Here is an 11,813-nt window from a genome sequence, read left to right on the forward strand (position 1 = left end):
GCACCCGGCTGCTGGAACAGGAAAACGAGGTCTTACGCCGTGCTGCGGCCTATTTGTCGCAGGCGAATCTGCCGGGAAAAGGCTCTACCCGCTGTGAGACTTGAGGTAGCTGGTCTGGGATCGGCTGGCAGGATTGGTACTGGCTGTTCCATCTGTAGATGTGACTCTTCTACCCGCTGGCCCCTTGTGGGGTGCCTTATACGAGACTTGTCCATCGCAGGTGGCGGCCGGTACCGTCCGGCCCACCTCGGTAGCTTAATGAGAAGATTGTCCGCCACTCATGGTGGCGTGACCCATCACAGTGTTGTTCCGACGTGAATGTTCACCCGGGCTGGTACCGGCCGTTTGACGGCCAATTGTCCATGTCCATCACGTTGGAAAGGCAACGACCGCTATGGCTATTGTCGCTGATACACATCCGTTTGTCGTGGGTGTTGACACCCACGCTCGCAAACACGTCTATTCGATTCTGATTGCAAACACCGGGGCGGTGATCGATACCAAAGACTTTTCCGCCAATGCAGCCGGCATGAACCGTGCCCTGGCCTGGGTAGCCCGGCGCACTGAAGCAGACGCTGACACGCTCTGGGTCATTGAAGGCGCCGCATCCTATGGTGCCCTTCTGGCGGGCACCGTAGCAGCGCATGGTTACCCGGTAGTTGAGGCGCCGCGCATGGATGCCAAACAACACTACGGCGTGGGCAAATCCGATGCTCTCGATGCGCACCGTATCGCCGCAGCGGCCCTGCCGTTGCCGGTGGCCAAGTTGCGCCGGCCACGGCTCAATGCCGGGGTCCGCCAGGCCCTTCAGATTCTGGTCACGGCACGGCAATCGATGGCTAAAGACCGCACTCGGTCAGTCAATGCACTGACCGCTTTGATTCGTAGCAACGACCTTGGGATGGATGCTCGTCGAGCACTGAGCAAGGCCAAGATCGTAGAAATCGCGAGGTGGCGGACGCGCAATGAAGAACTTGCGTTATCTGTTGCTCGTGCTGAGGCAGTTCGCCTGGCCAACCACGCGCAAGCACTCGATGCCCAGCTCACCGACAATGAGCAGCAGCTTGACGAATTGGTGCGCGTCAGTGAAGCTGCCCCGCTGCTGGAAGAAAAAGGGTTCAAAGCCATCAGCGCTGCCAAATGCCTGGCAGCCTGGTCCCACCATGGTCGCGTTCGCACGGAAGCTGAATTCGCGTCCCTGGCCGGTGTCTGTCCCATCCCAGCATCTTCAGGCAACACCGTCAGATTCCGGCTCAACCGCGGTGGGGACCGCGCGCTGAATAGTGCCCTGCACATGGTAGCGATCAGCAAAATGACCCACGATCAAGAAACCCGCACCTACGTCGAAAAACGACGAGCCCAACACAAGACCGACCGCGAGATCCGACGCTGCCTCAAACGCTACATCGCCCGCCGAGTTTTCCGAATACTCAATGCTCAACACCACGTCCTGGAGACAGTTTGACAACTATAGAAGAGTCTCGTAAAACAGCTGGCCACCGAAGGGATTCCCGTGGTGGTGTCGTGCCGGGCATTAAAGCTTGCTCGTCAACCCTATTACCGCTGGTTGCACCAACCCGTGCCCCAAGCCGATCTGGTGGCCGCTTATCGTGCTAATGCGCTCTTTGACGCTCACCTGGACGACCCAGAGTTTGGCCACCGATTGCTGGCGGATGAGGCCAAAGCGTGCGGGCAACAGATGGCTGATCGAACCGCCTGGCGCATCTGCCACGACAACCAATGGTTCAGTGTTTTTGGCCGGCGGAAAGCCCGCGGCAACGGTATGCGGCCTGGACCTGCGGTCCATGACGATCTGGTGCTGCGCGACTTCACCGCTGACCGGCCCAATCAGTTGTGGTTAACGGACATCACAGAGCATCGCACCGGCCAAGGCAAACTGTATTTGTGTGCGGTCAAAGACGTCTTTGCTGGCAAGATCGTGGGGTATTCCATCGATTCCCGCATGACCTCACGACTCGCGGTAAACGCGCTGAATAATGCTGTTACCCTGCGCGGCAACGTGACCGGATGTGTGGTGCATTCCGACCGCGGATCTCAGTTCCGGTCCCGAAAATTTGTGCGTGCCCTAAAACGTCACGGGCTGGTCGGATCCATGGGCCGAGTCGGCGCCGCCGGCGATAACGCAGCGATGGAATCCTTCTTCTCGCTACTGCAAAACAACGTGCTGGACCGCAAACCCTGGGCCACCAGAGGTGAGCTTCGCCTGGCGATCGTCACCTGGATCGAACGAACCTATCACCGCCGCCGCAGACAACACCGGCTCGGCCGGTTGACCCCTGTGGAATTTGAGACCATGATGAACACCCAGGTAGTACTCGCTGCCTAACACACCACCTGTCACCTAACCGTGCAGCAGGCCCGCCCGGGCTGCTGCTGTTGTTGATTCTGGTACTGGGGAGCCTGCGGTGGCGGCATTGGTACCGGTGCCAAGGAAGTCTCAGAAGGAGCTGTGTCTACTGACTCTGAGTTCGGTGTTGACAGTTCGTCGGCTGGAGCGGGTGGAGTTGCAACTGCGGACGGGCTGACCTCATCGGCATCAACGCTTGCTGCCGGCGCTGTCTCTGGAGGCAGGGATCCCGGCGGTGTGTTGACTGGAGGTTCACCAGAAGGTGCTGATGTGGTGTTTGGGTCCGAAGAATGTGAGTCCTGTGACATGCGTTTCCCTCTAAGGTATGGGCTGAATGACAAGCATATGTTACCCACACCATATTTGAATACTCAAGCCCATTAACTCCACAAGAAAAGCATATACGAATCGTGAATAGGTCTTCGTGCGTACATGACGAGACAGTCAGCATCTGTTGAATTTCAGCTACAGATTAGTCACATTATGGACGTGGCTGACACGAATGCTGGCACTGTCTTGACCATGCGTAGAGTACTCATAAGTGATGAAACAATCCCAGAATCCTAAAGAACAGCGCACATGCGCGCTGGGATAATCTGAATGAGAAGTTTTGACTATACAGCAATTCAGTCCGTCTCACATGACGGGTGAGTGCTCCAGCGCTGTGAGCGCGTTCCTGACTGCCGCGGGAAAAGAATTTTCGATGATATGCAACTTTTTGATTCGACAGCACGACTCGCGGATGTAACTGCACGCAACCGCACTTCTCACTCACACACATTGAAAGGGTATTTCCTGTTATGCACTCGAAGAAATCTATGCGACACCTGGTCATCGGTCTCACGGCCGTGGCCGCGTTGACGTTTACTGCCTGTGGCTCGGACGAAACACAGTTTGAAGATACTGCTACGGCAGATTCGACACAGGAGCAGGTTGCTGTTGAAGAAGAAATGCGTCCTGAGCTACCGGAGGCGGAACGCGGTTTGGTGCATCATGACATCTCCCAGGAGCCAACAATCCTGGATACTTTCACACCGGAACATGCTGAGGTCGTGACCCCGGCTGGCACCCTGACCGTCGACAAGGTCGAAGTCGTGGAGTCAGTTTCCGCAGGTGAATTGGAGATGAGCTCTTATGATGCGCAGGAGCAAGTTGGGCCAGCCGCAGGTGAAGAGCTCATGATCCTCGACCTCAGCTTCCAACCTGACGAGGCAACCCAGGGGTACGGCGGTCTTGACGCGAGCGCAGATTTGGCGCTCGAGGCCGCGGGTCAGCGCAACCATATTGATGCTCTGGATAGCCAGGAGACGTACCGGATGCTCATCTCGGCGCCTCAAGATAGTAGCACTCAATTTGTGATAGCTTCCGAAGGTCACGACCAGCGTATCGATGTCCTGACCGGAGAACGAATTGTCGATCCCCAAGACCCGGCTGCGGCTTACTATCGTGAGGTTACTGTTCAGGACCTGAACCATGCGTTCCAGATTGATGATCGCAACATTGCGGTCTCCACGGTTCGTGGCTCCGATGAGATACCGCTTTCACAAGACCCACGTATTAATACTGTCACCTTGACCGCATGGACTGAGGAATCGGGTTGGGCAGATGAAGGACAAGCGTGGTTGCTGGTCGACTGGGAACTGGAGCTCGACGGTCACTCAGACGCTACGCGTCGGGTCCTGGTAGAAGATGTCGACATGACACTGAAGGTCGACCTGGGAGGCGAGACCCTCACGGACAATGTGAAGGATCCCGCCGATAAGGCGAGGTTCTCTCACGAACAAATCAGCTCATTTGAGGTGGACAACGAAATCTCCGAGTTGATACTCAGCTTTGATATCGGCATCGGCAGCCTCGAAGGCTCAATGAATGTCGACGTGGTCGGTGATGAAGCCACCGGCTACGAGTTTTCTACCGACGACCTGGAGGTCGAGTTCCCCATGAACGGGACCAACTCACAACCTTCCAGTGATGAGTCCGATGAACCTACCGACGAGCCAACTGACGAATAAGAACACCTGAGGGGTATCACACCATGACATCACCACACCAGCACAACCAGCCACCACCACAACCACCCGCACTGGACCCAAACCTCGATGCTGCAGCCCTGGCCCAGCTGGCCTCTCAGCGTCGTGACCTGTGGCCGGCGATTCAACGCCATCCGAATTGTTATCCGGAGCTTCGCGACTGGATTGGCCAGCAATTGGCGCAACCCGAACAGCAGCCAACAGCACAAGAGTGGACCCAGAATTCGCAAGCTCAACCCGAGCAGAAACCAACCGAGGAAGAATGGGCTCGCAATTTTCAGGCCCAGCACGGCCGGGAACCGACGATGAGCGAGTACCAGGCAGCGCTGCGAAATCGTGAAATGCGCAGAAACACCCCGACCATGGAAGAGTTCTCTGAAGGTGCTAAGCGAGCAGCTACCGGAGCTAAAAAATTCTTTGACCAACGCGTCGCACCAGCAGCCAAAAGTGCAGCTCGCCAGGCACAGAATGCTTACAGTCGACAATCCGGCAGTCCGCAGTTTGCTCTCTGGTCCAACCGGGCACCACTGGTTTTGGCAGGGGCAGCCCTGATAGCGATCTTTAGTCTGATGATGCCAATCGCCTCGTTCGGTGGGATGTCGGTCAACTTCTTCCACGAAGAGACCCGGGCCGAGGGCATTCCAGTGCTGATACTACTCATCATCACCATCGGCGCATCGGCGGCGACCTATTTAGTGCCTCTGAAGTGGCTGCGCATCACCACCGGAGTTATCGGTGCGATCGCGGGACTGTTCGCCACCTATGATGGCTTCGCCAATGTGATGATCTTCAGCGATATGGCCAGTACGTCAGTCGGTATGGGCGTCGTACTGCTTGGCATCTGCGGTCTCGTGATGCTTGCCGCCACCGTGTTGACCTTCCTGTCGTTGCGGCACCTACCACCCGCTGCCCAGCGCACGCCCCAGCCGCCTCCGGCGACGCCACCACCTCACGGTCCGCAACCGTCAGAGGAGCCCTAATAGTCTCAGGCAGAACTCTCAACCCACTACACGTATCTTCATCACACACCACCATTTGACGAGGAAATTTAGATGACACAGTCACCTACACCACCACCACAAAACCAGCCACCACCACAACATCAGCCGCCCCCGGGAGGGCAGGCACCACCGCCACCGGTGCCCGACTTCCTGAAGGAGATCCCCGCCAAGGCGTGGGCACGAACCTTCTTGATTGTCGCGGTGTTCTTCGGCGGGGCACTGATCATGGCAGGTGTCACGGCGGGTCTCCTGACAGCCGGCGCGAGCTCTGCAGCCGGTGACGCTTTCGGAACAGACATTGACAGGGCGTTCAGCGGGGGATCCACGTGGATTGTCATGACCTTTCAGCTGTTGGCCATGGGCTTCTTCTCGCCACTATCGATTGGCGTTGACTTTGCCGAATTCGTCGCGCAAACCCCAGGCGGGTCCCTGTTCCTTGTGCCGTGGTGGGTGCCGGCCGGCGGGCTCGTCGCGGTTATGACTACCCAGCGCTACCTCGGAGGCAATCTGCGTGCACCGCGCACCGGGACCCGGTTATTGCTTGCCGCCATCGGTGGCATCACCTTCGCCACCATCACCACAATTTTGGCTGCTGCTGTCCGTTTCCGCTTTGACGAGGGAATGGACATGTTTGGTGCCTCCATGTGGGCTCATGCGGCATCATTTCCTGGTTTTCTCGTCGCCACGCTGGTTGTTGGTCTGACCACATACATCCTGTTGCTCCCGCGGCAGGCGACCATGTTGCAGCGTGCCGTGACCAGTATGGTGCAGGTATTTGAACACGTCGTTGCCCTGGCTGCTGTCGGTGTGGTTGTCCTACTCATTACCGGTTTGGTACAAGGTTCACTCGAGGGCATCGGATTTATCTTGGCCCTCTTGCCCAATATCGGATTCCTCCTGTTTTCGATGCTGCATTTTGTCCCCGCGGTGGCCTCTGGTACACAGGGTATGGCCGAGCTCGGGGCGTCTGAGACTTTTCATATCTTTGACGCTCACCCGGGCTTCTGGATCCCCGGGATTCTTGTCATGTTGTTGGCACTGGGAGTCAGCGCGTTCCGGTGGAGCATCCGCACGCGGTTTCATGCCCACGCTACTTGGGCCTGGGTCGCTCTGCCCGTGACATACCTGCTGGTAGGTAGCGTATTGACCTTTGGTAACGGCATATACTTTTCTATGTTTGCCGAAGGAACGGGAGTTCGGGCAGGCATCAGCAGCGCCTCCTGGGGTTTTCTCATCTGGGTGGTCATCGGTGCGATCGTCCAACTCTTAGCGGTCTACCTCATGCCCGCACTTGCCCGTCGCTTCCCACCAGGACTGCTCCGGGCCCTGGGCTGGAAAGCGGCCCCACCGGCTGCCGCTCAACCAACATATAACCCGCCGCTTCCTCCGCAACCGGACCAAAGTGCACCCCCACAGCCAGCACCAGCTGGCGAACAGTTCGGAATGCCCGATAATCAGACGGCACCCCTGTATGATGTGCCCCCGCCTCCAGCTTCGGCACCCACGACTTCGTGGGAGACTGCCGCACCGACACAAAGCGTTACCGCGACACAAAGCCCTGACCCGGCAGATGCCTGGCAGGCAGCTGCAACCCAACCGCGCGAACCTCGCCAACCGATGTCACGTCGCACCAAAATGATGTTGTATGCCGGCCTAGGCGTCATTGTCCTGGCAGCTATTTTGTGGATTGCTCACACGGTACTGGCCAGAACGGTCTTCGGGCCGGAACAGAGCGCCGAGTCCTACCTCGAAGCGGTGATAGACGGCCGCGCCGAGGATGCCCTGGACCAGATGGGCCCCAACGTTACGGATGAGCAGCGTGCACTGGCCACCAACGAGATCTACCAAGCTGCCGAAAGCCGGCCAGACAGCTACGACATCGGTGAGGTGACCCGCGACGGTACCACCGCCAGCGTCGACGTTACCGTCTATCAGGAAGGCAAAGCCTATCCCTTCCAGCTGGGCCTGACCGCCTCGGGTACCCAAGCCGGTGTGTTCCGGGATTGGTCGTTGAACTCTGGCGATATTGCCGGGCGTGTCGCGTACGTGTCGGGACCGTCGAGCCTGACGGTCAACGATGTCGAAGTCGAGGTGCAACCGGCAGGCGCCTTGGATGAGACTGATCCGTACGCATCCTACGAAGATGTCGAAGCCGTGCAACGTATCGCCGAGGAATCCGGTCAGGTACTGTTACCCGGAACCTACACCTTTACGGCACCGGAGGGCAGTGAATATCTGTCTAGCGGTGAAGATCTCGTGCTGACAGTCCACCCCGGAGAAATATCTGGCACGCCCATAGAATTCAGCCAGCGGTACACCGAAGCCTTCGAAACCGATGTCGTCGAACAGATTGAACAACGGTTGGAGTCCTGTGTGGCCGACGAAACCATCCGCATTGCAGACTGTGAGGCGGCCAGCTGGGAAGACACCTGGTATGAGGCGATGACCAACATCGAGCGCTCCTGGGCCACCCCGCCAGAAATCGAGCTGGTCCCGGCCGATGATGACCCGTCCTTCGGAACCACCAGCATCACCGAATACTCGGGGCCGGTCACCGCGCGTATCGTTGAAGGCAGCATCGACATCACCTATGAGGCTCGGAATGACGCAGACGATGACTGGCGCGAACAAAACAGCACCTATTCACCGTTCTCCCACGGCTGGTCTGGCGCGATGGAGCTACCTGTCACCCTTGACGGCGACGACATCAACATTGATTTCTCACCGCTAGACGAGTACAACTCCTCGTGGCTCAGCGATGACTTCCAGGACTAGTCACACGGTGTGAGGTGTTAGTCCCGGACCTGCACACGGTACCGAGCCTCCAGCTCGTCGCCGGTAGAGGTCCGGGCACGCAGCACGATTTCAGTGCTCCCGGGTTGGGTCGCGGTAATAGACGTCTCATGGTCATCGACCAGACTCGTGCCGGTGGGCAGTGACCAGACCCAGCTGTGGACGCCCTCGGTCTGCGCCACATAGGTGGCCGTTTCACCGACCGACACTTCGCTTGGTCCGCTAATGGCTATGGAGGCGTCGCCGACCGACGATGGGTACCCGTCGTCGGTCAGCGACATACCTGCCATCAGTCCGAGGGTCCCCATGATTGCGGCCACTATGACTGGCAGCAGCACGGTGAGCCGTCGTCGCGGTCTCCTGCCGACGTGTTGGAGCGGGCTTGGCTGCGCTGTTTCTGATCTTTCCTGCTGTTGGACCGGTGGGGGAGGCTGCGAGACGAAAACAGTTTCGAGGTCGGACAGCCATTCTGTAATGGTTTGCTGACGCTGCGCAGGATCAGTGGCCATGCCCCGTCGTATGACCTCGTGGAATGTCTCGGGCAGCTCTGCGCCTTCGGCTACCCAGGCAAGTAGTGCTGAGGCGGCCCAAATATCGGCTCGCGTATCCACCAATCCGGGTTTGGATTGCTCTGGTGGACGAAACCCGGCGGTCCCGCCCGAGACGGTGAGCCCGGAATTGATCGCCAGGTCTTTACACATGCCCAAATCGGACAGCAACAGGCGCTCATCTTGGGTGACGAGCCGGGTGGTTGATGGTGTGGCATCGGCGGCTGGCTCGGTGGCAAGCAACAGGTTTCCGGGGCTCAGGTCGCGGTGCACAAGTTTCGCGGTATGGATGGCTTCGAGTGCTTGGGCTAGTGGCCGTGCCATCGACAGCAGATCTTCGGGACTGGGCTGCCACCCTTGTGCGCGCAGGTGGTGGACTCGATCAGCTAGGGTCCCGCGGCCGCAATAAGTTGCACGGATTTGAAAATTCTTTTTTGTCCACGTGGGAAATTTCATTCATACGTTTAAAGACAAGCCAAAGGGTATGACAGGTCGAAGCTACTTCTGTAGGCTTATCGCATTATTATGTTTCGATCTTTGGTACGTTACGACATGGCTAAGAAATTCAGCGCATAAGGTTAGGAAGCTATGTGCGACAGCGATAAGGGCAACAATGAAGACTCTAGGAGACAGCAAAGTCGCCCCGAGCACGAACGGCCGGTAGAACTCCCGCCGCCGCCTCCTCCCGTTCCGAAGGAGTCTTCGCTCAATCAGGTGCGCGGTGGGGCGAGAAGAGTAGCCTCACGAGCGCAGAATTATTACGACAGCACTCTCGCTCCAGCGTTTGAACGCTCCGGCACCAAAGAGTTTTACGATAAGAAGGTTGCCCCAACGACGAGAAATGTCACGCAATCGGTAAAGCAGACGGTAAGTGACCAGCACACGAGGCTGACTTCAACGCCGATGAGCCGTACGGCAATTGTGCTGCTGAGCGTTTCTGTGCTGGCAATCATCAGCACATTCTTGCCCATGGGTCCGACTTCTATCGGCAGGTATGGGGGTGCCGCACGCAATGTGCTTGACGGGAACTTTGCGGACGTCGGAGGGCTCGTGTTGGTTCAACTGATTGGTGTTATCGCAACCTTTACCGCGGCAACCATATTGCGGCTCCTCTTATTTGCCACGATCGTTGTTTCCATTATTGCTATTGCTTGGCGTAGCGCACGCGCCAAAAAAATCGCGGGGCTTACTGGGGTGTTCACCGGTCTCAGCGGCGTCGTCATCGGATTGGCGGCACTGTTGGTGACGAGTAGTCTCGAGAACATGCCGGTTGGTGTTGGCTCAGTGGTCCTGCTGATCTTTTCGGTTGCGGTTGCCGCGAGTGCGATCATCTTATTGCGTTCTTCGAAATCTTTGTCCGTACTGCCACCGGTGCCGCCTCCTGTCCCGCAAACCAGGTAACTGGTTTAGAACACCAAAGTTCTTGCATTGATGAAACTACGTTAGAGTCTCCATGCATGATATAAGTTGCCAGCTGAAACCAACCAAAACCACTAGTCACCCGTAGGTATGGGCCTGTCAGATGGATTGTGTAAATGTCCTAGTCAACTGTTAGAAACAGGAGAATAGGAAAAGTATGACCATCGATTTTGAATAGGTTGAACACGACGTGGTAGATGCTGCGAGCATGGCTGATAAGTCGGCTGATTTGGCATCCATGGAGGCGGTGAAAGAGTCCGGGGCTTTTGACGAGTTGATGGGCGTGGCAACGACCCTGATCGGTTTACTTCCGACCTACGCCACTATCGGTTTTTGGGCTCCAGTGATGCTGATCGTGCTGCGTATCCTGCAGGTGTATCAGCGGGTGGTGAATGGGGCGGTGCAGCACTGATGGCTGTCGAACACGCTCCCACATCGCGGAGAGGATTCTTCGGCGCCTATCCGTAAATCGGTGGGCCGCTGGGTATGTTGCTTGCCTCAGCAATTCTGGGCATCTTTTCTTTGGTGCTCACCACGGAACAGTTCCATGCGTGGGGTTGGCGCGTCCCATTCCTCGTGTCCTTTGTGCTGATCTTCGTCGGGTACTACATTCGCCGCAAAGTAGCTGAGCCCCCGGTCTTCCAAGAACTGCGCGATAACGCGGCGCAATCCAAAACCCCACTGCGCCAGCTGTTCCAAGACGACTGGAAAACCATCATCAAAGCCGCACTGGCCTTCGCCGGAAATAACGCTGCCGGCTACATGGTGGCCGGCGGATTCGTGCTGGGCTACGTCACCACCACCCACGTGGTGACTGAAACTCATATGCTGATCCTCGTGGCAGCTGATGCCGCTCTGTGGATCGTCACAACGCTGTTTGGCGGCATCATCTCAGACCGCTATTGGTCGACCTCTGTCCTACCTGATTGGTTATGGCTTCCAGCTGGTCTGGGCGATCCCCATGTTTTTGATGATCGGCCCCCGCAATATGTGGCTCATTACCTTCTCGGTGCTCGTCTTCACGATCCCAATTGGACTGTCTTACGGACCGCAATCGGCAATGTATTCCGAAATGTTCCCATCGCGCACCCGCTTTCTGGTTTTTCCATTTCGTATGCCATCGGCGCGATCTTGGGTGGCGCCTTCGCACCTACCATTGCCCAATATCTTGTCGGTACCACGGGCTGGATTGGTTCAGTTGGCGTGTACTTAGGCATCATGGCAACCATTTCTGGCGTCGCGATACTGACCATCGAGGAACCACGCGGCACACCGCTGTCTCCTGAACAAGAACAGTCTCAGGAAAAATCGGAACCTGTCTCGACTCCTGAAGCTCAGAAAGCTGGAGCGTTGTAGGCCCTATCTAGCGGCGTAGCGCCCCTGCATGCCTGATGACGACTAGCTCGAGGCCCCGGATGATAGATATATCCGGGGCTTCGGGCTTGTATATGAAGGGCAAGCTGCGAGCTGGGGAAGGCATATATTGTGGGACTTCACGATTTCCCATATCAGAACGATAGCCAGTGGAATCCAACATCCTGAGCTCACGGGTATGCTGTTGTATGGCTTCGCCACGCCATTGCCTGGGCTGAAGCAAAACGATGACAGCAGCGCAAACGATCAACATTGAAATGAGAGCGGATGACAGCTAGCT

8 protein-coding genes and 1 pseudogene are annotated in these 11,813 nt (G+C 57.2%); 8 read left to right on the forward strand and 1 reads right to left on the reverse strand.

The features are described from left to right. The first annotated feature begins 394 nt into the window (after positions 1–394). The 5 genes and pseudogenes from L0H14_RS09740 (at position 395) to L0H14_RS09760 (ending at position 8,174) form a co-directional block, all read left to right on the forward strand. On the forward strand, positions 395–1,465 hold the full coding sequence (locus L0H14_RS09740; RefSeq protein ID WP_301421740.1) for an IS110 family transposase: 1,071 nt from the start codon (positions 395–397) through the stop codon (positions 1,463–1,465). A gap of 15 nt (positions 1,466–1,480) precedes the next feature. After that, positions 1,481–2,347: pseudogene (locus tag L0H14_RS09745) on the forward strand (IS3 family transposase); the annotation flags it as partial. Positions 2,348–3,168: 821 nt separating this feature from the next. Beyond that, complete coding sequence (locus L0H14_RS09750; RefSeq protein WP_301419557.1) at positions 3,169–4,380, forward strand: hypothetical protein; 1,212 nt, start codon at positions 3,169–3,171, stop codon at positions 4,378–4,380. A gap of 23 nt (positions 4,381–4,403) precedes the next feature. Continuing rightward, complete coding sequence (locus tag L0H14_RS09755) at positions 4,404–5,378, forward strand: hypothetical protein (RefSeq protein ID WP_301419556.1); 975 nt, start codon at positions 4,404–4,406, stop codon at positions 5,376–5,378. A gap of 72 nt (positions 5,379–5,450) precedes the next feature. Further along, positions 5,451–8,174, forward strand: a complete 2,724-nt coding sequence (locus L0H14_RS09760; RefSeq protein WP_301421741.1) for a hypothetical protein — start codon at positions 5,451–5,453, stop codon at positions 8,172–8,174. A gap of 17 nt (positions 8,175–8,191) precedes the next feature. On the opposite strand, the gene L0H14_RS09765 is transcribed toward L0H14_RS09760, so the two are convergent. After that, entirely contained in the window at positions 8,192–9,196 is a 1,005-nt protein-coding gene (locus L0H14_RS09765) for a protein kinase (protein WP_301419554.1), read from the reverse strand. A gap of 447 nt (positions 9,197–9,643) precedes the next feature. Between L0H14_RS09765 and L0H14_RS09770 the strand changes: the two genes are divergently transcribed. The 3 genes from L0H14_RS09770 to L0H14_RS09780 all read left to right on the forward strand — a co-directional run bounded on the left by L0H14_RS09770 (position 9,644) and on the right by L0H14_RS09780 (position 11,515). Beyond that, entirely contained in the window at positions 9,644–10,141 is a 498-nt protein-coding gene (locus L0H14_RS09770) for a hypothetical protein (protein WP_301421742.1), read from the forward strand. Between the two features lie 226 nt (positions 10,142–10,367). Further along, a complete protein-coding gene (locus L0H14_RS09775) occupies positions 10,368–10,571 on the forward strand; it encodes a hypothetical protein (protein WP_301421743.1) in 204 nt (67 codons plus the stop codon). A gap of 74 nt (positions 10,572–10,645) precedes the next feature. Continuing rightward, positions 10,646–11,515 carry a hypothetical protein gene (locus L0H14_RS09780; RefSeq protein ID WP_301421744.1) on the forward strand — a complete coding sequence of 290 codons (870 nt, stop codon included), beginning with the start codon at positions 10,646–10,648 and terminating at the stop codon, positions 11,513–11,515. Positions 11,516–11,813: the final 298 nt, after the last annotated feature.

Source organism: Yaniella sp. (genome assembly GCF_030453185.1).
Classification (GTDB): domain Bacteria; phylum Actinomycetota; class Actinomycetes; order Actinomycetales; family Micrococcaceae; genus Yaniella.

Bases quoted from the DNA above. Each gene is read 5' to 3' on its own strand.
- L0H14_RS09740 (WP_301421740.1), top strand. From the start codon at position 395: ATGGCTATTGTCGCTGATACACATCCGTTTGTCGTGGGTGTTGACACC.
- L0H14_RS09750 (WP_301419557.1), top strand. From the start codon at position 3,169: ATGCACTCGAAGAAATCTATGCGACACCTGGTCATCGGTCTCACGGCC.
- L0H14_RS09755 (WP_301419556.1), top strand. From the start codon at position 4,404: ATGACATCACCACACCAGCACAACCAGCCACCACCACAACCACCCGCA.
- L0H14_RS09760 (WP_301421741.1), top strand. From the start codon at position 5,451: ATGACACAGTCACCTACACCACCACCACAAAACCAGCCACCACCACAA.
- L0H14_RS09765 (WP_301419554.1), bottom strand. From the start codon at position 9,196: ATGAAATTTCCCACGTGGACAAAAAAGAATTTTCAAATCCGTGCAACT.
- L0H14_RS09770 (WP_301421742.1), top strand. From the start codon at position 9,644: ATGAGCCGTACGGCAATTGTGCTGCTGAGCGTTTCTGTGCTGGCAATC.
- L0H14_RS09775 (WP_301421743.1), top strand. From the start codon at position 10,368: ATGGCTGATAAGTCGGCTGATTTGGCATCCATGGAGGCGGTGAAAGAG.
- L0H14_RS09780 (WP_301421744.1), top strand. From the start codon at position 10,646: ATGTTGCTTGCCTCAGCAATTCTGGGCATCTTTTCTTTGGTGCTCACC.